The 23,898-nt window shown below is 43.2% G+C and carries 24 protein-coding genes and 1 pseudogene; 17 read left to right on the forward strand and 8 right to left on the reverse strand.

The window, feature by feature from the left end; all coding sequences use genetic code 11:
* The first annotated feature begins 44 nt into the window (after window positions 1–44).
* On the forward strand, window positions 45–2,837 hold the full coding sequence (gene polA, locus IQ209_RS14880; protein ID WP_193852029.1) for a DNA polymerase I: 2,793 nt from the start codon (window positions 45–47) through the stop codon (window positions 2,835–2,837).
* A gap of 458 nt (window positions 2,838–3,295) precedes the next feature.
* On the opposite strand, the gene yihA is transcribed toward polA, so the two are convergent.
* A complete protein-coding gene (yihA, locus tag IQ209_RS14885; protein ID WP_193852030.1) occupies window positions 3,296–3,919 on the reverse strand; it encodes a ribosome biogenesis GTP-binding protein YihA/YsxC in 624 nt (207 codons plus the stop codon).
* Between the two features lie 479 nt (window positions 3,920–4,398).
* On the opposite strand from yihA, the gene ppiA reads away from it, so the two are divergent.
* From ppiA to IQ209_RS14900, 3 genes are all read left to right on the forward strand, one after another.
* Window positions 4,399–4,965 carry a peptidylprolyl isomerase A gene (ppiA, locus tag IQ209_RS14890; RefSeq protein WP_193852031.1) on the forward strand — a complete coding sequence of 189 codons (567 nt, stop codon included), beginning with the start codon at window positions 4,399–4,401 and terminating at the stop codon, window positions 4,963–4,965.
* Window positions 4,966–5,246: 281 nt separating this feature from the next.
* A complete protein-coding gene (locus IQ209_RS14895; protein WP_193852032.1) occupies window positions 5,247–5,822 on the forward strand; it encodes an aminodeoxychorismate synthase component II in 576 nt (191 codons plus the stop codon).
* A gap of 122 nt (window positions 5,823–5,944) precedes the next feature.
* Entirely contained in the window at window positions 5,945–7,162 is a 1,218-nt protein-coding gene (locus tag IQ209_RS14900) for an aspartate aminotransferase family protein (RefSeq protein ID WP_193852033.1), read from the forward strand.
* Between the two features lie 61 nt (window positions 7,163–7,223).
* On the opposite strand, the gene crp is transcribed toward IQ209_RS14900, so the two are convergent.
* The 3 genes from crp to IQ209_RS14915 form a co-directional block, all read right to left on the reverse strand.
* Window positions 7,224–7,856, reverse strand: a complete 633-nt coding sequence (gene crp / locus IQ209_RS14905) for a cAMP-activated global transcriptional regulator CRP (RefSeq protein ID WP_004240730.1) — start codon at window positions 7,854–7,856, stop codon at window positions 7,224–7,226.
* A 425-nt stretch (window positions 7,857–8,281) separates the two neighbouring features.
* On the reverse strand, window positions 8,282–9,151 hold the full coding sequence (locus tag IQ209_RS14910; RefSeq protein ID WP_193852034.1) for a phosphoribulokinase: 870 nt from the start codon (window positions 9,149–9,151) through the stop codon (window positions 8,282–8,284).
* 66 nt (window positions 9,152–9,217) lie between these two features.
* The gene (locus IQ209_RS14915) at window positions 9,218–9,436 is read right to left on the reverse strand and encodes a YheU family protein (protein ID WP_193852035.1); all 219 of its coding nucleotides are present in this window, start codon (window positions 9,434–9,436) and stop codon (window positions 9,218–9,220) included.
* A 182-nt stretch (window positions 9,437–9,618) separates the two neighbouring features.
* Between IQ209_RS14915 and IQ209_RS14920 the strand changes: the two genes are divergently transcribed.
* Window positions 9,619–10,224 (forward strand): LysE family translocator, encoded by a 606-nt coding sequence (locus tag IQ209_RS14920; RefSeq protein WP_193852036.1) that lies wholly within the window; start codon window positions 9,619–9,621, stop codon window positions 10,222–10,224.
* Between the two features lies 1 nt (window position 10,225).
* Here IQ209_RS14920 and IQ209_RS14925 read toward each other — a convergent pair.
* Both IQ209_RS14925 and murQ read right to left on the reverse strand, forming a co-directional pair.
* Window positions 10,226–10,354: pseudogene (locus IQ209_RS14925) on the reverse strand (hypothetical protein); the annotation flags it as partial.
* A 48-nt stretch (window positions 10,355–10,402) separates the two neighbouring features.
* Window positions 10,403–11,308 (reverse strand): N-acetylmuramic acid 6-phosphate etherase, encoded by a 906-nt coding sequence (gene murQ / locus IQ209_RS14930; RefSeq protein ID WP_193852048.1) that lies wholly within the window; start codon window positions 11,306–11,308, stop codon window positions 10,403–10,405.
* 1,099 nt (window positions 11,309–12,407) lie between these two features.
* On the opposite strand from murQ, the gene IQ209_RS18395 reads away from it, so the two are divergent.
* Complete coding sequence (locus IQ209_RS18395) at window positions 12,408–13,301, forward strand: LysR family transcriptional regulator (RefSeq protein ID WP_228005904.1); 894 nt, start codon at window positions 12,408–12,410, stop codon at window positions 13,299–13,301.
* A 179-nt stretch (window positions 13,302–13,480) separates the two neighbouring features.
* Here IQ209_RS18395 and IQ209_RS14945 read toward each other — a convergent pair whose 3' ends face one another.
* Window positions 13,481–15,436, reverse strand: a complete 1,956-nt coding sequence (locus IQ209_RS14945; RefSeq protein ID WP_193852037.1) for an ABC transporter ATP-binding protein — start codon at window positions 15,434–15,436, stop codon at window positions 13,481–13,483.
* A 249-nt stretch (window positions 15,437–15,685) separates the two neighbouring features.
* On the opposite strand from IQ209_RS14945, the gene IQ209_RS14950 reads away from it, so the two are divergent.
* On the forward strand, window positions 15,686–15,889 hold the full coding sequence (locus IQ209_RS14950; RefSeq protein WP_193852038.1) for a YheV family putative zinc ribbon protein: 204 nt from the start codon (window positions 15,686–15,688) through the stop codon (window positions 15,887–15,889).
* Between the two features lie 144 nt (window positions 15,890–16,033).
* Window positions 16,034–16,564, forward strand: a complete 531-nt coding sequence (gene slyD, locus IQ209_RS14955) for a peptidylprolyl isomerase (RefSeq protein WP_193852039.1) — start codon at window positions 16,034–16,036, stop codon at window positions 16,562–16,564.
* 90 nt (window positions 16,565–16,654) lie between these two features.
* On the opposite strand, the gene IQ209_RS14960 is transcribed toward slyD, so the two are convergent.
* Window positions 16,655–16,873: a SlyX family protein gene (locus tag IQ209_RS14960; RefSeq protein ID WP_193852040.1), complete on the reverse strand. Its 219-nt coding sequence runs from the start codon at window positions 16,871–16,873 to the stop codon at window positions 16,655–16,657.
* Window positions 16,874–17,117: 244 nt separating this feature from the next.
* Between IQ209_RS14960 and fkpA the strand changes: the two genes are divergently transcribed.
* The 9 genes from fkpA to IQ209_RS15005 form a co-directional block, all read left to right on the forward strand.
* Window positions 17,118–17,882, forward strand: coding sequence for an FKBP-type peptidyl-prolyl cis-trans isomerase (fkpA, locus tag IQ209_RS14965; RefSeq protein ID WP_193852041.1), 765 nt, complete (start codon window positions 17,118–17,120; stop codon window positions 17,880–17,882).
* A 478-nt stretch (window positions 17,883–18,360) separates the two neighbouring features.
* Window positions 18,361–19,098 carry a transcriptional regulator gene (locus IQ209_RS14970; RefSeq protein ID WP_193852042.1) on the forward strand — a complete coding sequence of 246 codons (738 nt, stop codon included), beginning with the start codon at window positions 18,361–18,363 and terminating at the stop codon, window positions 19,096–19,098.
* The gene (gene tusD, locus IQ209_RS14975) at window positions 19,098–19,493 is read left to right on the forward strand and encodes a sulfurtransferase complex subunit TusD (RefSeq protein ID WP_193852043.1); all 396 of its coding nucleotides are present in this window, start codon (window positions 19,098–19,100) and stop codon (window positions 19,491–19,493) included. The genes IQ209_RS14970 and tusD overlap by 1 nt, the downstream gene beginning before the upstream one ends.
* A 32-nt stretch (window positions 19,494–19,525) precedes the next feature.
* Window positions 19,526–19,885: a sulfurtransferase complex subunit TusC gene (gene tusC / locus IQ209_RS14980; RefSeq protein WP_193852044.1), complete on the forward strand. Its 360-nt coding sequence runs from the start codon at window positions 19,526–19,528 to the stop codon at window positions 19,883–19,885.
* A gap of 19 nt (window positions 19,886–19,904) precedes the next feature.
* A complete protein-coding gene (gene tusB / locus IQ209_RS14985) occupies window positions 19,905–20,192 on the forward strand; it encodes a sulfurtransferase complex subunit TusB (RefSeq protein WP_193852045.1) in 288 nt (95 codons plus the stop codon).
* 223 nt (window positions 20,193–20,415) lie between these two features.
* Window positions 20,416–20,790: a 30S ribosomal protein S12 gene (rpsL, locus tag IQ209_RS14990; protein WP_010848548.1), complete on the forward strand. Its 375-nt coding sequence runs from the start codon at window positions 20,416–20,418 to the stop codon at window positions 20,788–20,790.
* A gap of 98 nt (window positions 20,791–20,888) precedes the next feature.
* Window positions 20,889–21,359, forward strand: coding sequence for a 30S ribosomal protein S7 (rpsG, locus tag IQ209_RS14995; RefSeq protein ID WP_074020838.1), 471 nt, complete (start codon window positions 20,889–20,891; stop codon window positions 21,357–21,359).
* A 96-nt stretch (window positions 21,360–21,455) separates the two neighbouring features.
* Window positions 21,456–23,564 carry an elongation factor G gene (gene fusA, locus IQ209_RS15000; protein WP_193852046.1) on the forward strand — a complete coding sequence of 703 codons (2,109 nt, stop codon included), beginning with the start codon at window positions 21,456–21,458 and terminating at the stop codon, window positions 23,562–23,564.
* 70 nt (window positions 23,565–23,634) lie between these two features.
* On the forward strand, window positions 23,635–23,898 hold a 264-nt coding region (locus IQ209_RS15005), incomplete at its 3' end, for a GTP-binding protein (RefSeq protein WP_228005970.1).

The raw sequence follows: 23,898 nt of genomic DNA on the forward strand, positions 1-23,898 counted from the left end.
CATTCTATTCTTTATTCATCCCACAGAACGACGAAGAAAATTTTATGGCACAGATAGCAGACAATCCCCTGATTTTGGTTGATGGTTCTTCATACCTTTATCGTGCATACCATGCGTTTCCACCACTGACAAACAGTTCGGGAGAACCGACGGGCGCCATGTATGGTGTGATGAACATGTTGCGAAGTTTGATTATTCAGTACAAACCCAGCCATGTGGCGGTTGTGTTTGATGCCAAAGGCAAAACGTTTCGTGATGAGCTATTTGCTGAATATAAATCCCATCGACCACCAATGCCGGATGATTTGCGTTTGCAGATTGAACCGTTGCACAAAATGGTTAATGCAATGGGGCTGCCAATTCTGGTTGTGCCAGGGGTTGAAGCTGACGATGTTATCGGTACATTGGCCTTGCAGGCTGAAAAAGAGGGCCGTTCGGTGCTGATTAGCACGGGTGATAAAGATATGGCGCAATTGGTGACGCCAAATATCACGCTGATTAACACCATGACCAACACTATTTTGGGACCGGAAGAGGTTGAGGGAAAATATGGTATCCCTCCTGAACGGATGATCGATTTTCTCGCCCTAATGGGGGATTCTTCCGATAATATTCCGGGGGTGCCGGGAGTGGGTGAGAAAACTGCTCTGGGGCTATTGCAGGGAATTGGCGGATTGGATGAGATCTATGCCCGGCTTGATGACATTGCCACACTTGGTTTCCGTGGCGCCAAGACACTGGGTGGTAAAATGGAACAGTATAAAGAGGTGGCTTATCTTTCCTACCAATTGGCGACAATCAAAACTGACGTTGAGTTGGATAGGACCTGTTTAGCGCTTTCTGTTATGCCACCGGATACGGCTGAGTTATTGTCTCTGTTCAATCATTATGAATTCAAACGTTGGATCAGTGACGTCCAGAATGGCAGTTGGCTGGAAGGTAATGGGCAGAAACCTGTTGCAGCCAGCACTAAGTCAGAATCAGTGGCGGCTGTACCAGCCGCTGTTAAAATTTCACCGGAAAACTATCAAACCATCCTTGAGCGCCAGGCCCTTGATGAGTGGATTGAAAAGCTGAAACAAGTTCCGGCATTCTCTTTTGATACTGAAACCGACAGTCTTGATACCCTAACAGCTAATCTGGTGGGGGTGTCCTTTGCCATTGCAGTCGGTGAATCAGAAGTTGAAGCCGCTTATCTGCCATTGGGACACGATTATCTGGATGCGCCACAGCAATTGGCGCTGCACGAAGTTCTCGCCGTATTAAAACCGCTGTTGGAAGATGCCAATCTGCCTAAAATTGGTCAAAACCTGAAATTTGATCGTGGTGTTTTGGCGCGTTATGACATTGCTTTAAATGGCATTGTTTTCGATACCATGCTGGAATCGTATGTTTTGAACAGCGTAGCAGGACGGCATGACATGGATAGCCTTGCTGATCGTCATTTAGGCTATAAAACCACCACATTTGAAGAAATTGCGGGCAAGGGCAAAAAACAACTCACCTTCAATCAAATCCCATTGGAGGAAGCCGCAAAATATGCAGCAGAAGATGCGGATGTGACTCTTAGACTACATCAGGCCATGTATCCTCAGTTAGAGAATGTTCCAACTCTGCAAAAAGTTTTCCAGAAGATCGAAATACCACTGGTGCCGGTACTGTCCCGTATGGAAAGAACAGGGGTGTTGATCAATGCCCAAACGTTGGCAAAACATTCAAGGGAAATCACTGCGCGTTTGGATGAACTGGAAAAATCTGCTTATGAGTTGGCAGGGGAAGAATTCAATCTGGCGTCGCCAAAACAGCTACAAGTTATCTTATTTGAAAAAATGAATTTGCCTGTATTGAAAAAGACACCAAATGGCGCACCATCAACAAATGAAGAAGTACTGGAAGAGTTGGCGGAGGATCATGAATTGGCAAGGGTGATTTTGGAACATCGTGGTCTGGCAAAACTGAAAACGACTTACACTGATAAATTGCCTCAGATGGTGCACCCACTGACAAATCGCGTTCATACCTCTTATCATCAGGCGGTAACGGCAACGGGGCGTCTCTCTTCTCGTGATCCAAATTTGCAAAACATCCCTGTTCGCAATGGTGAAGGGCGTCGCATCCGTCAGGCATTTGTTGCACCAGAAGGTTATCGCATTATGGCGGCGGACTATTCACAGATTGAATTGCGCATTATGGCGCATTTGTCACAGGACAAAGGCCTGTTGGAGGCCTTTGCCCAAGGCAAAGATATTCACCGTGCGACGGCTGCGGAAGTGTTTGGCGTAGCATTGGAACAAGTGACCAGTGAACAGCGTCGCAGTGCTAAGGCAATTAATTTTGGTCTGATTTACGGTATGAGTGCGTTTGGTCTGTCCCGTCAGTTAGGTATTCCGCGTGGTGAAGCACAGCGTTATATGGATCTCTATTTTGAACGTTATCCAGGGGTGTTGGCTTATATGGAACGTACACGGGCGCAGGCGGCTGATCATGGATTTGTCGAAACATTGGAAGGTCGTCGGTTGTACCTGCCGGATATCAAATCGCGTAATGCCATGCGCCGCAAGGCGTCAGAGCGTGAAGCCATCAATGCACCGATGCAGGGAACGGCAGCGGATATCATCAAATTGGCAATGATTGCAGTGGATAACTGGATTGTCAGTGATCAGCCAAATGTACGTATGATCATGCAGGTTCACGATGAATTGGTATTTGAAGTACATGAATCAGAGCTAGAAATCGCTGGGCAGAAAATCAGGGAGCTGATGGAACAAAGTATGCAGCTTGATGTGCCGTTAAAAGTCGATGTTGGGATTGGTGATAATTGGGATCAGGCACACTGATGTCCTTTTTATCTTAAAAGCTGAAAAAGAGCCGCAGAAATGCGGTTCTTTTTTTATTGAATGATTTTTATGAAAATACTGTTTGTTTTATGAACTGGAATTATCTCAATGACGATGCGAAAAGGCGTGTGATAAGAATTTTAGTTAGGTTTTAGATTAGATCTAGATCTCATAAATATGTAATTAAACTACATGAATGACGCCATAATAACCTGTTTTGCTTAAATGTTAACAGCTGAATCGAGGTAATTAGTGAAAATTAATTACAAAAAAGTCTTTTTTTGATTAAAAGAATAGGTTAAAGTTATCGACGTAGGGTACAGAGGTAAGATGTTCTATCTTTCAGACCTTTTACTTCACGTAATCGGATTTAGCTGAATATTAGCTGCCCCAGTCATCTCTTTTGACTGGGGCGTTTTTTTATACCCGATTTATGGAAGTGCGGGCAGGGGGTGGAATTATTCTGCTTCAATGGCAGGTTGATTGAACCAAAGGTTGAGTTTTTGCTCTAGTTTATCGATGCCGATTTTTTTCAAGGCGGAGAAGTATTCAATCTGAATATCACCACCTAAAGAGGCCAATTCCTGACGAACTTTTGCCAGTTGGCTTTTACGGGCACCGGAAGCCAGTTTATCGGCTTTCGTTAGCAATACCATAACGGGGACTTGCGTCACGACCGCCCATTCAATCATTTGCCTATCCAGATCTTTCAGCGGATGGCGGATATCCATCAAAACCACCAGCCCTAACAGGCATTCGCGCTTTTGGAGATACTCCCCTAAGGCCTTCTGCCATTTACGTTTCATCTCTTCTGGGACTTCAGCGTAACCATAGCCTGGCAAGTCGACCAGACGGACTCCTTCTTCTACTTCGAACAGGTTAATTAATTGAGTACGGCCGGGTGTTTTACTGGTGCGCGCAAGGCTCTTTTGGCGGGTCAGTGCATTCAGGGCGCTGGATTTACCCGCATTTGACCTACCGGCAAACGCGACCTCAATGCCCACATCTTGAGGAAGGTGGCGAATGTCAGGCGCACTCGTAATAAAGTGGGTCATATGATAGTTGTAGTTTTTGATGGTCAAAATGGTTATCTCCCTGAGGAATACACAAAAATAGCGCGGTGATTATACCGAGAGCAACCGCTTGTGGACAGGCGTAACTTTATGCCGACATTTTACCGACATTTATACCGACATTTCTTCCGACAATGAACAGTGCAGGTAGTTGGCCAATAGCGAATGTAATTCACCTTTGATAGTAATATATTTCCTGTTATCGCGCTGGTGATGATGCCAATAGTTCTACAATTAAAGTTGGATAGGAATTTGAATTTCTACCATTCTAATATTTGGTTAATATCATACTTATGCGCTTTGACATGGAAAGCGTATCAATATGGGGGTTATTCTCAAAATAACCCCTGTTTAAATATGCGAATATAAAAGTCATATGACTCGTAAATGTAGGTAAATCTTTGGAACTTCACTCCATTGGGAATTACACTTAATGAGTTTTGTTGTTATGAGTTTTATTGTTGACCTCAAAAATAAAGGAATCATCAATGTTTAAACGTATTTTTGTGTCGCTTATGACTGCATGTGCTATCAGTGCGATAGCTGTTCCAGTATTAGCCGCTGAAACTCACGTGAAGCTGGTCACATCGGCTGGAGAAATCGAACTTGAGTTAGATAGCAATAAGGCACCAATGACTACCAAGAATTTCGTTGAGTATGTCAATGAGGGATTTTATAACAACACTATTTTTCATCGTGTTATCCCAGGCTTTATGATCCAGGGCGGTGGCTTTACAAAGGATATGAAGCAAAAAGCGACCAAAGAGCCAATCAAAAATGAAGCAGATAACGGCTTGCGGAATTTGCGGGGAACTATTGCTATGGCACGTACCGCCGATAAGGACAGCGCAACCAGCCAGTTTTTTATTAACGTGACCGATAATGCTTTCCTTGACCACGGGCAACGTGATTTCGGTTATGCAGTCTTTGGCAAAGTCGTCAAGGGCATGGATGTGGTTGATAAAATTTCTCAAGTCAAAACAGAAAATGTTGGCCCTTACCAAAATGTACCGGTAAAACCTATTGTGATCTTGTCTGCCAAGGTTGAACCTTAACAGCCCGAACACCGACATAATACGGTATTTGGATAATCATTATTGGTTGTTTGAGTACCGTTTGCATTCCCCTTCTCTCCGCCATTTCTACGTTGTTACATCATGTTGCATTATGGTAATGCGATCACCGTACCACTATTTTAAAAGTGCTTCTGTGGTATGATTAGCCCCCCATTGCTGTTAATACTGCTTTACCTGATTTTACTGTTATACAGAATGCATAATACCCCAATGGGGTAGGGCAACTTATAAGACTATAATAATCAGTAGGATATACTCCTATGTTACTAATAATAGATAACTACGATTCTTTTACATTCAATTTATATCAATATTTTTGTGAGTTAGGGGCAGAGGTTTTAGTTAAGCGTAATAATGAGATTCAGCTTGAAGATATCGAAGATTTGGCACCTACTCATTTAGTCATTTCTCCGGGTCCTTGCACGCCAAATGAAGCAGGGATTTCGTTGGAAGCGATTTCACATTTTGCCGGGAAATTGCCCATCCTCGGAGTGTGTCTGGGGCATCAGGCAATAGGTCAGGCTTTTGGTGCGAGCGTTGTTAAAGCTCGTGAAGTGATGCATGGAAAAACCAGTCTGATCCACCATAGCCAGCAAGGGGTATTCAAAGGATTAGATCGTCCATTGACGGTCACGCGTTATCACTCTCTGGTCATTGCCGCAGAAACACTTCCGGCTTCATTTGAAGTGACGGCCTGGAGTCAGCGCAATGGCGACGTAGATGAAATCATGGGAATACGTCACCGTACTTTGCCACTGGAAGGGGTGCAATTTCATCCAGAAAGCATTCTCAGTGAGCAGGGACATGAATTGTTGAATAATTTCCTCAAATATTAGTCAGATACCTCCATATTCCCTCATTCTGTTGTTTTTTTATTTGCCCTTAATTGATTTTTTATTCATATTTTATGACTATTATTTCATTTCTAAATGGCGGATATAAAAATAAGGTGAGGGAAATGGCAGAAAATAAAGCAGCAAACCGAAATAACTATGATCAAGTGATGTTGCCCATTTATGCACCGGCGAATTTTATTCCTGTCAGAGGGCAAGGAAGTCGAGTATGGGATCAACAGGGTAAAGAATATATTGATTTTGCCGGGGGAATCGCTGTCCTGGCTTTGGGGCACTGTCATCCGGCTTTGGTGAACGCCCTGAAACAGCAAGGTGAAAAATTGTGGCATGTCAGCAATGTTTTTACCAATGAGCCAGCTTTAACTTTAGCGCAAAAATTGATTGATGCGACCTTTGCTCAGAAAATCTTTTTCGCTAATTCGGGAGCGGAAGCCAATGAAGCGGCATTTAAATTGGCACGTCGTTATGCGATTACTCGTTATCATCCGAATAAAACCAAAATTATTGCATTCCATCAGGCATTTCATGGTCGTACCTTTTTCACTGTTTCGGTAGGAGGGCAGCCGAAATATGCCGAAGGGTTTGGACCTAAACCTGCTGATATTGTTCACGTGCCTTTTAACGATTTGGATGCTGTCAGGGCGGAAATCGATGATCACACTTGTGCTGTTGTTTTGGAGCCAATTCAAGGTGAGGGAGGAGTGACTCCTGCGACGATGGCGTTTCTGCATGGGGTGCGGGAGTTGTGTGATAAACATCAGGCTTTGTTGGTCTTTGATGAAGTTCAGAGTGGAATAGGACGCACGGGTAAGTTATATGCTTACCAGCATTATGGCGTACAGCCGGATATCTTGACGACAGCAAAAGCGCTGGGGGGCGGTTTTCCCATCAGTGCAATGTTAACGACAGATACAATAGCGGCAGCAATGGAAACGGGCGCGCATGGAACGACTTATGGTGGAAACCCATTGGCTTGTCGTATCGGTTGTGTCGTACTGGATATCATCAATACGCCAGAAGTGCTGATGGGCGTGGAAAAACGGCACGATATACTCATTCATGCTCTGGAAAAGTTGAACCAAAAATATGGCATCTTCCATGAGTTTCGTGGTAAAGGCTTGCTTATTGGGGCCGTATTGAAAGCTGAATATCAGGGTAAGGCCAAAGAAATATTGCAGCAGGCAGCGGAGCTGGGATTGATGTTATTAAGCGCTGGAGACAGCATCTTGCGCTTTACACCATCATTGATCATTCCTGAGGACGAAATTACAGAGGGTATGATGCGGCTGGAAATGGCGATATCCCGCTGGTTAAACAAATAAAAGTAAAAAAGCCAGTGCGAAGCAACGGATTGCACTGGCTGAGTTTCTGGTTTATCGGGAATTAACGTGTCCCGTAAACGACGATGGTTTTGCCATGTGCAGAGATCAGGTTTTGATCTTCCAGCATTTTCAGGATACGGCCAACCGTTTCACGGGAGCAACCCACAATCTGCCCAATTTCCTGACGTGTGATTTTGATTTGCATACCATCAGGGTGAGTCATTGCATCAGGCTGTTTGGCCAAATTGAGCAATGTCTGGGCGATACGGCCTGTAACGTCCAGAAAGGCTAAGTTACCTACTTTTTCGGAAGTGGTTTGTAGGCGACTTGCCATCTGAGCAGATAAACGCATCAGAATATCAGGATTGACCTGAATTAACTGGCGAAACTTCTTATAGGAAATTTCAGCCACTTCACAGGCACTTTTGGCTCGCACCCATGCAGTACGTTCTTGTCCCTCTTCAAACAATCCAAGTTCACCAATGAAATCTCCCTGATTTAAATAAGAGAGAATCATCTCCTTACCTTCTTCATCTTTTATTAGAACAGCAACTGAACCTTTAACAATGTAGTAAAGCGTTTCTGCTTTCTCGCCTTGATGAATAAGCGTGCTCTTGGATGGATATTTGTGAATATGGCAGTGTGACAAAAACCATTCAAGAGTAGGGTCTGTTTGTGGCTTGCCGAGAACCATTCGCTTTATCCTCTGTTGTTATTTCTGCCTTTATGGTATGAGAAACTGTCGTTCCTCTTCAGGCTGGCTTTATAAAGTCAATAGCTTAACATATTAACCTGCTGAAAAACTGACAAGCGGGAATTTTATATGGATTATAAAGATGTCAAAATTTGGGCATATTGATCTTAACCCATATACCTTGCCAGTCCACGCTTGTAACCTTGTTTGTAACACAGGAAAGCGTTTCTGTCTTCTCCTGTATCGCTTCAGCCTATTAAACTGACTGCCAGATTACCAGAAATCAGGCAGAAGAGTTGGTTTTATTGATTTTACATTTATAAAAGGGAAAAAATGATGTCACAAAAAATGGCCTATTTATTTAAATAAAACAGGTAACATTATTTTTTGTTACCTGCCTTATTAAAAATTAAATAGGGATTAAATTACGAAATTTTTTTGCCTTCCAGTAATTGCTTAACAAGCGGTGCCATAATTAATTCCATTGCCAACCTCATTTTTCCACCAGGAACAACGATAGTATTTATGCTCGAAATAAATGAACCCTGAAGCATAGAGAGTAAATAAGGAAAATCAATTTGCGTGAGGCCACGGAAGCGGATCACGATAAAACTTTCATCCAGCGAAGGAATGGCTTTGGCAGAGAAGGGATTGGAGGTATCAACGGTAGGGACACGTTGGAAATTGATGTGGGTGCGTGAAAACTGAGGGGTGATGTAGCGGATATAGTCATCCATTGAGCGGACAACGGAATCCATAACAGCTTCTCTGGAATGTCCTCGCTCGCCCGTATCACGGATGAGTTTTTGTATCCATTCTAAGTTGACGATCGGCACAACGCCAATCAACAGATCAACATGGCTGGCGACATTGTGTTGTGGCGTGACAACACCACCGTGTAGTCCTTCATAAAATAGGACGTCCGTATTTGATGGCAGGGGTTCCCACGGTGTGAAAGTACCCGGTGATTGGTTATAAGGGACGGCTTCATCATAGGTATGAAGATATTTTCGGCAGCGGCCATTGCCCGTTTCCCCGTACTCAAGGAATGTCTTTTCCAACATACCGAAATCGTTAGCTTCTGGCCCAAAGTAGCTGATATGTCTGCCTTGTTCTCTTGCTTTCCGTATCTCGGCATCCATTTCAGGACGAGTATAACGATGGAAACTGTCCCCTTCTATCAGTGCAGCTGTTACGTCAAATTGCTGGAAAATCTTGCGAAAAGCGACACTGGTAGTGGTTGTTCCTGCTCCACTGGAACCAGTGATTGCGATAACGGGGTGTTTGGCAGACATGAACAGACTCCTTAATCAATAAAATTGGTGAATCAGTCAATTAGAATGAATAAAACAAGCTGAGCTTTACGGGCGGAACATCTCTTTAGGCAAGATATTAACGGTTCCATGTAGTTCAGACCATACTAACAGAACTTCACCTCGCTCAAGTTGACGTTTGACGTCTTGTACTTTTTGTTCGAGCGTTTTTTCCTGTTCGCCGTAATCAGTACCTTCCCGCAGGACAAAACTTTCAATTAAGTTGTGGAGTGTATCGGTTTCCAATTGTTGCCACGGGATAATCATTGTAATTGCTCCTGAAAATACGGTAATTCATCATCGGGTAAACTTAGCCGTTGCCAATGGGGTTGTAATCTGGGATTCATAATGAATTGATTTCATGATTAGTTATCTTGTATGTGAAATAACATACTGTTATTTTTCTTGAAAAGAAATGTCAACTACCAGGGTGGGAGGGGAATCTACCCATGACTTTAAGCCTGATATTCTCGCTTAGTATATTTATGTTTATTTCCGCTGTCACACCGGGGCCAAACAATTTGTTACTGACATCATCGGGAGCCCATTTTGGTATTCGCCGTTCTATGCCGCTTTGTCTGGGCATTATTTTGGGAATGCAAACCATTTTGCTGCTGTCTGCGTTTGGTGTTGCTGCGTTACTGCTGATTTATCCTGCTTTACATACGGGCCTGAAGATACTCGGATGCCTGTATTTATTATGGTTAGCCTGGAAAACAGCCACTTCGCATTATAAGCGGCTGGACACCACAGCGTCGGCAGGAGAGCCTATCAAAATTTATCAAGGCTGGTTATTGCAGTTCTTAAATCCCAAAACCTGGTTGATGGGATTGGGCGCAATCAGTAGTTACAGTCTGGCTGGAGAGCTGTATAACTATTCCATTTTTGCCATCAGTATAGTGATGTTAATCGTCAATATTCTCGCTAGTGCAATCTGGCTGGTTCTCGGCTCGCTGATTGGTCAGTTACTGAGAAGCCGTCGCGCGTGGTTCACATTCAATATCGCAATGGGTGTCCTGACAGCCGCTTGTGTGCCTTTAATCTGGTTTGGCTGAGTTAACTTAAGTCGATATTTTTGCATCCGAAGAATAGCGTTAGCACGAAGCCAGCGACATAAGAAACGATTAGCCCGGAAGGGCCGAAAACGCTATTTAATCCGACAGGCCATCCCCTTTCAGCCAACATTTCCTGACTAATTTTCGCCATTGATAACCCCTTCTAAAGAGATAATGATTATCGGTTTGTTGAGATAGCTGGCCGGATAATCCCTTGATGTTCTGCCAATAATGCTTTGGCCTCTTCGGCGTTAATACCCGATAAGATCATGACGATTGCGGTCTTGCAATGACCACCACAGGCGTTTAAAGCCTGTTCTGCTATTTCTCTGCTGCACTCCGTGGCGGCCATGACAATATTTTTCTGACGTTCGATTAATTTGGCATTGGTGGCTTCTACGTCAACCATCAAATTACCGTATACCTTGCCAATACGGATCATGGCACCTGTCGTGATCATATTCAGTATTAATTTTTGTGCCGTGCCTGCCTTCATGCGAGATGAGCCTGTTATCACTTCTGGCCCTACGACAGGCGTGATAGCAATATCAGCCAATTGAACCATTGGGCTGTTTGGATTGCAGCTGATACAGACGACAGTAGCACCAACTGATTTGGCATATTCCATTGCACCTAATACATAGGGTGTTCGGCCACTGGCAGCTATCCCTACCAGAACATCTCTTTGATTAAAGTGTAATGCCTTAAGATCTTCTGTTCCTAATTGTCGATTATCTTCCGCATTTTCGACAGCTTGCAGAATGGCTTGATGCCCTCCGGCAATTAAGCCGATGATCTGCGCTGGTTTTGTTCCATAAGTGGGTGGACATTCGCTGGCATCCAGGATACCTAAGCGCCCAGATGTGCCGGCTCCACTATAGATTAAGCGCCCACTCTGACGAAATGCCTCGGCAACTTTATCAACTACACTGACAATTTGAGGCAGTGTTTTTTCAACGGCAATAGCCACTTTTTTATCTTCATCGTTGATGACGCGCAGCATATCGAGAGTTGAGAGTTGATCAATATGGGTACTGGCGGGGTTACGACTCTCTGTTATCATATTGCTCAAGTCGATTTTCATCATTTTTCTGCCATATTTTATCGAAACTAAGAAGTGATTTATGTGCGTCAGAGCATCTTACTGAGCATTTAATAGAAAATATACACTAAAATAGATTAAAAACACTATTTCCTACTTTCTCTTTTATATCGGAAAATTGTCGATATTATGTTTGAAGGTGGTTTCTTAGATGACTATGCGACTGGAAAGAAAATAAAGTCATATATTATATTGGTCATCAATTTGGTTCTGTTTGTGTTTTTTATTTTTCCGATAAAAATCAACATGCTTTATCCATAAAATGACAAGCCAATACAGAATATTCCGATATAAAAAAGATCTTAAACTTGTTAAGAATAAGTATACATTATCATTAGCAAGATACTATAAAGCTTGCCATTGTTGTATTGCTATTTTTTAATATTACATCTTCTTATTAACACGTAATAAGAGTAAATATTAAAATGACCATAAAAGTAAAGTGTGGATGAGATATTGATAATATAATGGATGTAAATTATCTGCTGTTTGTTACATTATACGAGTAAGACAGATATATATGCTTTTCTTTATGTTTTCCAATTAAACTATTCACACAATATTTTCACAATATGATATTTTAACTTTCATAATCTCTAAATAGCGTTTCAAAATGGCAGGGGTATTCCTTATCCCGCGCGTCGCGCGGGGTAAAGAACGCCAACATCTGATACTCTCAGTATTATGAGAACCCATTTAGTATTTTATTTAGCAAATTCTCAATAAAGAAAAGTTATCATTTGTGGATCTGTTTGTATGCTATATCTCGATTTTTTAAACTTAAGAAATATTAATGATGCTGTAGTTTAAAAAATGAAATGAAGTGATAAACAATATGGGTAACAAAGAAAATGGCCATGCTACCAGAATAATTGGTTACTATTGAAATAATTTTACAGTGAAATTAAAACATAATTATAATAAATGTTTTGCGAATTGTACCCTTATTAACTAACATTTTATTAGTTAACATTTTGACCATTTGACCTGATAAAACCTTTGGTAAAACACTAAGTTAAAATGCTATCACCATGAATCTGTAATGTTTTGTAGTTATTCAACAATCATTGGGCTAAAGAACATGGATATACGCAATCTTGAAGCTTTTATCGTTTTGGCTGAAACTCTTAATTATCATAAGGCTTCTGAGAGGCTTTATCTTTCTCAGCCAGCCTTGACGAAGAAAATCCACGGGTTGGAAGATATTCTTGGTGCGTCACTATTTACAAGGGGACCAAATGGAACAAGGTTGACAGATTTTGGGCAGAAGACGTTGGAAAATACCCGGAAATTTTTATCTCACTATGAACACTTCAAAAGTCAGGTTCATTTCGATTCAAAAGAGAATATGGTCAGGCACTTATACATTGGCTCTTGTTTTCCTATCCACAATTATTCTCAAATAGAGAAACAGATCGTGGAAAAGAAAGGGAATGTCGTGCTGTCATTGGTGACTGGACTGTCAGTTGAGCAGCAGATAAATTTATTGAATGCAGGGATGTTACATGTTGCTGTGATGCCGCTATCATCTATTAGCGCTCAGTTAGGGCCAAGAAAGGTGTTTACGGAAAGATTGATCTATATCTTTAAGAAAGGAAGTCATCTGGTATCTAAGTGCAGAATAGCCTTAAGTAAGTTTGGGAACAGAGTTACTCCGACAAATTCACCAGAAAAAAAAGAGATGGTTGAGTTAACGGATTGTCTCAATGTTTTTCCTGTTTATACTGGTGACAATATGCATTTGCTATTAAAAACAAATGATATCATGTTGATAGTAAAAATGATCACAAAAAATAATGCTTATACTTGTGTGCCTAAACAGATTATTAGCTCTATTCCTGAGTATTATATGAATTTTTTAGAAATTGTTGAAACGGATAAAAAAATCGATCTTGGTGTGATATGGGCAAAATCCATAGATGAGACTTTGATTGAAGATGCTGAAAACTTTTCTGCCTTAGTTGCTAATGTATAAGTCAGTGATTATTGTTTGTTTTACTCGGAATATTTTTGTTTTGTCTCTTATGATAATCAAGCTTGAGGTGTAATGAGTTATTATTTTTTACGGCGAGTATTTTTGCTTTGTCATCAGGGAATAATCGGGCATTGAATGACAATACCCGATTATATACCTACAGGTTTATATCTGAAAAATTAACTGATTCCTTGACTCGCATTAAATTCTGCTGTCATGTGTTCGAGCTGTTCCTGAATGTCCAGCCATTCCATTTCAGTATCTTCCAGTTTGGATTTTGTTTGCGTTTGCTGATGCAGGCATTCAGTCAGTTCAGTTTTACGATCATTGTCGTAAAGTGTGTTGTCTGACAGCTTTTCTTCTAATTCTGTCAATGCCGTACCCAGTTTTTCCATCTGTTTTTCAAGGGCTGCAAGCTGTTTACGCAATGACTGCGTTTGGTTACGGAATTCAGCTTCACGCCGTTTTTGATCTTTACGCTCTTGGGCACTGTAATTTTGAGTGCTATTCGCTGAAGATTCGGTCTCTGATTTTTCTTTTTCCTGGCTATCCCGCATTTGCTGGCGTTGCAGTTCAGTGAGCCATTGCTGATAATCTTCTAAATCGCCTTTAAAAAGTTCTACTTTGCCATCATGTACCAGATAAAGTTCGTCTGTTGTAGAACGCAGTAAGTGCCTGTCATGCGATACGACGACCAGTGCACCTTCGAAATCAATAAGTGCTTCAGTCAATGCTTGTCTCATATCCAGATCAAGGTGGTTGGTCGGTTCGTCAAGCAGAAGAAGGTTTGGGCGTTGCCAGACAATCAGAGCCAGTACCAAACGCGCCTTTTCACCACCGGAAAAACGTCCGCTTGGATCGGTCACTTGATCGCCTTTGAAGCCAAATCCTCCCAGATAATCTCGAAGCTGTTGCTCTGTTTCTTGGGGAGCGATTCGGGCTAAATGTTGTAATGGAGATTCATCTGCCCGTAGGTATTCCAGTTGGTGCTGTGCGAAGTAACCCAGTTTAATACCTTTCGATAAGGCAATTTCTCCTTGCTGAGGTGTAAGCTCTCCTGCCAGCAATTTGATCAACGTGGATTTTCCCGCACCGTTGCGACCTAGCAGGCCAATCCGTGAACCTGGCACCAGATTTAATTTGATCGAATTCAATACTGTTTTCTCACCATAGCCAGCACTGACTTTATCCATGTTTAAGAGTGGATTTGGCAGGTTGTCCGGCTGGCGGAAACTGAAATGGAAAGGGTTATCGACATGAGCGGGAGCGATAAGCTCCATGCGTTCCAGCATTTTGATGCGGCTTTGCGCTTGTTTTGCTTTAGAGGCTTTGGCGCGGAAGCGGTCAATATAACTCTGCAAATGTGCCACTTTTTCCTGTTGGCTTTGGTATAGCGCCTGTTGCTGGGAAAGTTTGGCCGCGCGTTGCCGTTCGAAGGAAGAGTAGTTACCGGTATATTCGTAGAGATCCTGCTGCTCAATGTGCAGAATTTTATCGATGATTGGATCGAGAAAATCACGATCGTGGGAAATTAGGATCAAGGTGCCGGTATAACTCTTCAACCATTTTTCCAGCCAGATAACGGCATCCAGATCAAGGTGGTTGGTCGGTTCGTCGAGTAATAGCAAATCAGAACGGCAGATCAGTGCTTGTGCCAGGTTGAGACGCATACGCCAACCACCAGAGAACGAACGTACTGGTTGTTCTAGCTGAGCCTGGGAAAAACCCAATCCATGCAGCAGACTAGCGGATCGGGCGCGGATTGTCCATGCCTGAATAGTATCAAGCAAACCATGAAGATGGGCGATGGCGTGACCGTCATTTTGTTCGTTGGCTATTTTGAGTTTTTGCTCCAGTTGCCGGAATTCACGGTCACCATCGATGACATATTCCAGCGCTGATGTTTCCAGGGCTGGGGTTTCCTGATTAACCCAAGCCAGCGCCCAGTTGTTGGGAAAGGTGACAGAGCCATTTTCAGCTTGAAGTTCATCTTTTAGTAATGCAAGCAGGGTAGATTTACCACAGCCATTTTTGCCAACTAATCCGACTTTTTGTCCAGGGTTGATGGTTGCGTTGGCGTTATCCAGTAGGACGCGAATGCCACGACGGATTTGCAGTGAAGAGAAAACAATCATAGATGTCGTCTATATATAATGTGTTAAGTTAATTAATAGTTAGATTTATATATCCTTCATCTTTCAAGTTGCTGCTTTGTTGACTGCATTCCCCATACCAATCGTATATTGATATGCATAGTGATCGTTGATACGTATAGTGATCGATGTGCCGCAATTTGAAATCTATTGGGTATATGTATTCAATTTTAAGTGCTTGGTGTGCATGGTAGCGGAAAATAGATGTTCTGACACGTCTTAGGGGGAATTATGTCAATTAGTCGTAAGCGCTTTATTGCAGGAGCGGTTTGCCCAAAATGCCAATCACAGGATACGCTGGCAATGTGGCAGGAAAATAAGGTTGATGTTGTTGAGTGTGCCCATTGTGGCCATATACAGAGGCAGACGGATGAAGCTGTCACGTCTCATGTCAGAAAGCAGGAACAGGTCATTGGCATCTTTACACCACAGTAACTCAATACATGTACAATGAATCGTGGATAAATTTTGCCATTGCCTAGGTACAGTAACGTAGAATTCCGTTACAATTGGCCGCATTTTTTTGAGCAGTAAAAATTTTCCCTCATGGGTTTTTCCCTCGGGTATGTAGGAGTTGTCATGAAAGTAGCAAAAGACTTGGTGGTCAGCTTGGCTTATCAAGTAAGAACAGAAGATGGTGTTTTAGTTGATGAGTCTTCGGTGAGTGCACCGTTAGACTATCTGCATGGCCGTGGTTCTCTAATCAGCGGATTAGAGAAAGCACTGGAAGGCCGTGAAGTAGGTGAACGTTTTGATGTTAGCGTAGAAGCAGCAGATGCATACGGTCAGTATGATGACAACCTGGTTCAGCGTGCACCGAAAGATGTGTTTGTTGGCGTTGATGATCTTCAAGTTGGTATGCGTTTCCTCGCTGACACGGATCAAGGGCCTATCCCAGTAGAAATCACTGCCATAGAAGGTGATGAAGTGGTTGTTGATGCGAACCACATGCTGGCTGGTCAGAATCTGAAATTCAATGTTGAAATTGTAGCGATCCGTGAAGCGACCGAAGAAGAATTGGCTCATGGCCATGTACACGGTCAGGGTGGTTGTGGTGATCACGATCACGATCACGGCGATCATGGGTGCTGCGGCGGTAGCTGCCATTAAAATTTAAGCAGAAAAAGGGAAGCGGGTTTTAAGCTTCTCTTTTTTATTTTGCGTCTAGCCTTCCTTGGCAGAGCGCTTCCCTGATGAATATCAGTAATGGGGGGGCGGTGTTTCTTCAGAAAGCGGTGCAATGATGGATGCCTGGTGAGTTTTCAGACGTTCAGCGATTAATTTTAGTTGTTCTTTCAATCTGTCAGTTTCGAGCTGTTGCTTTATCACTTCCTGATTTAATGCTTCAATGGTGGCTTCTTGGTAAGCCAGCTTGGTTTCTAGTTGCTCAAATCTTCGCTCAAATTCAGATAACTCCATTATCTTTCCTCCTGCCTCTGAATCAATTAATTTAAATGACGGACCGATGATCCGGTCAAGATGCCACTATAATGCTCATATATCCAGTGAAATAGGATTTTACGAAACCTCTTTGCTTGAATGTTGCCTCAACGGTTTTTATGGCAAGGTATAGCAAATATTGTCATTGGTTTCCTTAGGCGGTTATAGTAAACGTTATGACCTATGCTGATGGTAACCCCACCCAAACTTATTGGAGAATAGGATGAAATCATTGTTTAAAACAACTCTGCTGGCAACAACTCTAGCGGTGGCGTTTAACGTACCTCAGGTTTTGGCTGCTAACACCGAAACCAAAGACGAAGTAAAACTAAATAGTGCTTTTAAAACAACAGAACAGCAAAATTCTTATGCTCTGGGTGCTTCTCTGGGAGGCTACATGGCCAACTCATTGCAAGAGCAGAAAGCGCTCGGTATCAATATAGAAAAAGAACAGTTGTTGGCTGGTGTTGAAGATGCATTAAATAATAAAGCCAAACTGACGGATAAAGAGATTCAGGAAACCCTGATGGCCTTTGAATCTAAAGTGAAAAATGCAGCACTGGCTAAAGCAGAAAAAGAAGCCAGTGAAAATGGTGAAAAAGGTGCCCAATATCGCAAAGAGTTTGCTAAGCAAGCGGGCGTAGTAGAAACCAAAACAGGGCTTCTTTACAAAATTGAAAAAGAAGGTACTGGTAACGCACCTAAAGAGACTGATACTGTCGTTGTTAACTATAAAGGTTCTTTGATTGATGGTCAGGTTTTTGACAGCTCTTATGACCGTAAAGAGCCTCTGGCAATTCGTTTGGACAGCGTTATTCCAGGCTGGAAAGAAGGTATACAGCATGTGAAGAAAGGTGGAAAAATCACATTAGTTATTCCTCCTAAGCTGGCTTATGATCAGGCAAATTTACCTAAAATTCCAGCTAACTCCACTTTAGTTTTCAATGTTGAATTACTGGATATTAAGCCTGCTGCCAAGGCAAAATAATTCCTGTAATTAAAAGATATTAGCAGGGGCTTAAGGCTCCTGTTTTATCACATATTTCTTCCACCTTTTGATTTGCTGCTGATATTTACCTCTATTTGATTGGTAATAAGCATGGATAAAGAATAATAAATTTATTTGCTTATTATTTCCCACGGTATTAAATGAGATATTGCTTTTCGTCTTTCAGGTGGATTCGGCATAAAGCTGTGATAGAACCCCGCGCTATACTCAGCAAGAGCTTGACGGCAGTTCGATGTGGTTTTAACGTCACTACTCTGAATAGTCCGAATAGAATAATATAGAACAAACATTTTTGACTGTTTGTTTTTAGCGCTTATCACATAAGACTATTTAACTTTCTTGTAACAATAAGTATTTACCGAAGTAGATGCTGAGTTGCAGTAATGCGATTTTATAATAAATCTTGCCCTGATGTTTTTGGTGAGGCAAAGTCAGAATTTGAAGGATGGTGTATTACATGTCTACCCCGCTATTAACTGGTGATAATATCTCTAGTGATAACAGTGATATTGATTTACTGGAAAACCACCCATTTAGTGAAACTGATCACGAAATTTTAAAATCTTACGAAGCTGCTGTTGACGGCCTGGCTATGTTGATTGGTGGGCATTGTGAAATAGTTCTTCATTCACTGGAAGATCTTAAATGTTCAGCCGTCAGAATAGCTAACGGCGAGCATACGGGGCGTAAAATTGGTTCTCCGATTACCGATCTGGCGTTGCGAATGCTGCATGATATTACGGATGAAGACAGTAGCGTTTCCAGGGCGTATTTCACACGGGCTAAAAGTGGCTCGTTGATGAAATCTGTCACGATTGCTATCCGCAATCGTGAGCGTCGAGTCATTGGGCTTTTGTGCATCAATATGAACCTTGATGTGCCTTTCTCTGAAATTATTCAGACCTTTATCCCGGAAAAAACCCATGAAGTTGCTTCAAACGTCAACTTTGCCTCTTCCGTAGATGATCTGGTCGCACAGACTCTGGAATTCACAATTGAAGAAGTGAATGCTGATCGCAATGTTTCTAATAATGCGAAAAACAGACAGGTAGTGCTGAACCTGTATGAGAAAGGTATTTTTGATATTAAAGATGCCATCAATCAGGTCGCTGATCGTTTGAATATCTCCAAGCATACGGTATACCTCTATATTCGCCAGTTTAAAAATGGTGAATGTGCGGGTTCGGAGAAGTAATGTCGCCACTGTCTTATTGTTTGCTGGTCACTGGGCCAGCTTACGGTACTCAACAAGCCAGCAGCGCTTACCAATTTGCTCAGGCATTGATCGCCTCAGGCCATAAATTGCATAGCGTGTTTTTTTATCGCGAAGGTGTCCAAAACGGTAATCAATGGGTTGCTCCTGCCAATGATGAGTTTGATTTGGTCAGGGCTTGGCAGGCATTGGCAGTCCAACATCAATTCGATCTGTTTATCTGCGTTGCAGCGGCATTGCGTCGTGGTGTTGTAGATGAACAGCAAGCCCGTGAATTGAATTTGCCTGCTGCTAATTTAGCCGAAGGGTTTGAGCTTAGTGGGTTGGGATCATTAGCAGAAGCCATGATGTTATGTGATCGTGTCATACAATTTTAGCGCTGGTTAGGTTTGGGAATCTCGTGGGTATCATGAAAAAAATTGCCTTTGTTTTTACTGAAGCTCCTCACGGCTCTTCTGCCGGCAGGGAAGGGCTGGATGCACTGCTTGCGACGTCGGCATTGACTGAGCAGATCGGTGTATTTTTTATTTCTGATGGCGTATTTCAATTATTGGCCAATCAGCAGCCGGATAAAATCCTGGCCCGTGACTACATCTCAACCTTTAAGATCTTGCCGCTTTATGACATTGATAAATGTTATGTTTGTCTGGATGATTTGGTGATTCGGGGAAGCAGCCCAGCAAACAATTTTGTGCTGGAAGCTGAATTTCTTTCTGCCGCTGCAATCCGAGAATTGTTGGCGGATTATGATGTTGTGTTGAAATTTTAATCTATTTCAGGCGGGTAACATGTTATATACTGTCAGTCGCTCACCTTACCATGATGACTTCAATGCAATGCTTGGCCTTGTATCTGATACAGATGATGTTTTATTGATGCAGAATAGTGTGTTATTGAGCATTAATGATAACCGTTATTTGGCTGAGTTGCTCCGTACCGGGGCAGGTATTTATGTTTTGAAGGAAGATCTCGAAGCACGCGGACTGATTGAACAGATTTCAGACCGTGTAATGGTGATTGATTACAATGGCTTTGTTAGCTTAACGGTAAAACATCAGCAAAATTTTGCCTGGTAGATGTGATTGGTAGATCTGAATTGCACTTTTCAGTAACTTTACCAGCCCAACGCTTTACTGGCAGTACTTTACCGATAATATTTTGCCGATATAGAAAAACTGTATATTTCTTGACACCTCGTCAAGTCAGCAATAAAATTCCGCGTCCTCTTGTTTTGTCATAATGACAGAGAGAGGGTAAAATCCGTGTTTACGAAGCAAAAAACCAGGAGCTTTTTTAATAATGGCAACTATTAATCAGCTGGTTCGCAAATCTCGTAGCTCGAAAGTTGTGAAAAGCAACGTTCCTGCTCTGGAAGCTTGCCCGCAAAAACGTGGCGTATGTACTCGTGTATATACTACCACCCCTAAAAAACCAAACTCCGCACTGCGTAAAGTATGCCGTGTGCGTTTGACTAACGGTTACGAAGTTTCTTCCTACATCGGTGGTGAAGGCCACAACCTGCAAGAACACTCCGTTATCCTGATCCGTGGCGGTCGTGTTAAAGACTTGCCAGGTGTGCGTTACCACACCGTTCGCGGCGCTCTGGACTGTGCCGGTGTTAAAGACCGTAAACAAGGTCGTTCTAAGTACGGTGTGAAGAAGCCAAAGGCTTAATGGTTCTCCGTTAAGTAAGGCCAAACATTTTTCACATTAATGTCAAAATAAACTCGTAGAGTTTTGGACAACCCTGAAATTCGAAACGGAGTATTTCCATGCCACGTCGTCGTGTAATTGGTCAACGTAAAATTCTGCCAGATCCAAAGTTCGGATCTGAACTGCTGGCCAAATTTGTCAATATCCTGATGGTAGACGGTAAGAAGTCTGTCGCAGAAGCAATTGTATATGGTGCGCTTGAGACCCTGGCTCAGCGTGCTGGTAAAGATCATCTGGAAGCATTCGAGCTGGCACTGGATAACGTGCGCCCGACTGTCGAAGTTAAGTCCCGCCGTGTTGGTGGTTCTACTTATCAAGTTCCAGTTGAAGTTCGTCCGGTTCGTCGTAATGCTCTGGCAATGCGTTGGATCGTTGAAGCTGCTCGTAAACGCGGTGATAAGTCCATGGCTCTGCGCCTGGCAAATGAATTATCTGATGCGGCTGAAAATAAAGGCGCTGCTGTGAAGAAACGTGAAGACGTTCACCGTATGGCAGAAGCTAACAAGGCGTTCGCACACTACCGTTGGTAATCCCTTATTGGGTATTTCATCGGCAGTGAAGAATAAGTTCCGGGTGGCTGTCTGGCTACCCGTTCTCTAAATTGAACGCCCACGAGAGAGGAAAAAATGGCTCGTAAAACCCCTATAACTCGTTACCGTAATATCGGTATCAGTGCGCACATTGACGCGGGTAAAACCACTACCACCGAACGTATTCTGTTCTACACTGGTGTAAGCCATAAGATCGGTGAAGTTCATGATGGCGCTGCTACTATGGACTGGATGGAGCAGGAGCAAGAACGTGGTATTACCATCACGTCTGCTGCGACTACCGCATTCTGGTCTGGTATGGCTAAACAGTATGAGCCACACCGTATCAACATCATCGACACCCCAGGCCACGTTGACTTCACTATCGAAGTAGAACGTTCCATGCGTGTTCTTGACGGTGCAGTAATGGTTTACTGTGCAGTTGGTGGTGTTCAGCCACAGTCTGAAACTGTATGGCGTCAGGCGAATAAATATAGCGTTCCACGTATCGCGTTCGTTAACAAAATGGACCGTATGGGAGCGAACTTCCTGCGCGTTGTTGAGCAGATCAAAACTCGTCTGGCTGCTAACCCTGTTCCTCTGCAATTGGCAATCGGTGCAGAAGATACCTTCACCGGTATTATTGATTTGCTGAAAATGAAAGCAATCAACTGGAACGACGAAGATCAGGGTATTACCTTCGAATACGAAGATATCCCAGCAGACATGCTTGAGCAAGCTCAGGAATGGCATCAGAACCTGATTGAATCCGCAGCAGAAGCATCAGAAGAGCTGATGGATAAATACCTGGGCGGTGAAGAGCTGACTGAAGAAGAAATCAAGGCAGCCCTGCGTAAGCGTGTTCTGGCTAACGAAATTATCCTGGTTACCTGTGGTTCTGCATTTAAGAACAAAGGTGTTCAGGCAATGCTGGATGCAGTTGTCGAATATCTGCCAGCACCAACGGATGTTGAATCCATCAAAGGTATGCTGCCAGATGGTAAAGATACCCCAGCTGAGCGTCACTCCAGTGATGAAGAGCCGTTCTCTGCACTGGCGTTTAAAATCGCGACTGACCCGTTTGTGGGTAACCTGACTTTCTTCCGTGTTTACTCTGGTGTGGTTAACTCTGGTGACACTGTACTGAACCCGGTGAAAGACAAAAAAGAACGTTTTGGCCGTATCGTTCAGATGCACGCTAACAAACGTGAAGAAATTAAAGAAGTCCGTGCAGGCGACATCGCTGCTGCTATCGGTCTGAAAGATGTAACCACAGGTGATACTCTCTGTGACATGAACGCCCCAATCATTCTGGAGCGCATGGAATTCCCAGAGCCAGTTATCTCTGTTGCTATCGAGCCAAAAACTAAAGCTGACCAAGAAAAAATGGGTATCGCTTTAGGTCGTCTGGCTCAGGAAGACCCATCTTTCCGCGTGAGCAGTGATGAAGAGACTGGTCAGACTATCATCGCAGGTATGGGTGAGCTGCACCTCGACGTTCTGGTTGACCGTATGCGTCGTGAATTCAACGTTGAAGCGAACGTAGGTAAACCTCAGGTTGCTTACCGTGAAACTATTCGTGCTTCTGTTGAGCAGGAAGGTAAACACGCTAAACAGTCCGGTGGTCGCGGTCAGTACGGTCATGTTTGGCTACGTATCGAGCCTCTGGAAGCAGGTGGTGCTGGTTACGAATTCGCGAACGAAATCGTTGGTGGTGTTGTTCCTAAAGAATACATCCCAGGCGTCGACAAAGGCGTTCAGGAACAGCTGAAGAGCGGTGTTCTGGCTGGTTATCCAATCGTTGACGTTAAAGTTGCCCTGTTCGATGGTTCTTACCATGACGTTGACTCCTCAGAAATCGCCTTTAAAATTGCTGCATCCATGGCATTTAAAGAAGGCTTCATGAAAGCGAAACCAGTTCTGCTGGAACCTATCATGAAAGTCGAAGTGGAAACACCAGAAGACTACATGGGTGACGTCATCGGTGACCTGAACCGTCGCCGTGGTATGATCGATGGTATGGATGATATAGCTACGGGCAAAATTGTTCGTGCTCAAGTACCATTGTCTGAAATGTTTGGTTATGCTACTGACCTGCGTTCTCAGACCCAAGGTCGTGCTTCTTACTCCATGGAGTTCTTGAAGTACAACGAAGCGCCTAGCAACGTCGCTCAGGCTATTATCGAAGCTCGTAAATCCAGATAAGTTTTCGAGTTTACTATCTTTTTAGCTCCCCCATCTCTGTGACGGGGGAGCAGTATTAAGGAATAGAGTCGTGTCTAAAGAAAAGTTTGAACGTTCCAAACCGCACGTTAACGTTGGTACTATCGGCCACGTTGACCACGGTAAAACTACCCTGACTGCTGCAATCACTACCGTTCTGGCAAAAACTTACGGCGGTAGCGCGCGTGCGTTCGACCAGATCGACAACGCACCAGAAGAAAAAGCGCGTGGTATCACCATCTCTACTTCTCACGTAGAGTACGATACCCCAACTCGCCACTACGCACACGTTGACTGCCCAGGCCACGCCGACTAC

Source organism: Xenorhabdus sp. BG5 (genome assembly GCF_015163665.1).
GTDB lineage: Bacteria > Pseudomonadota > Gammaproteobacteria > Enterobacterales > Enterobacteriaceae > Xenorhabdus.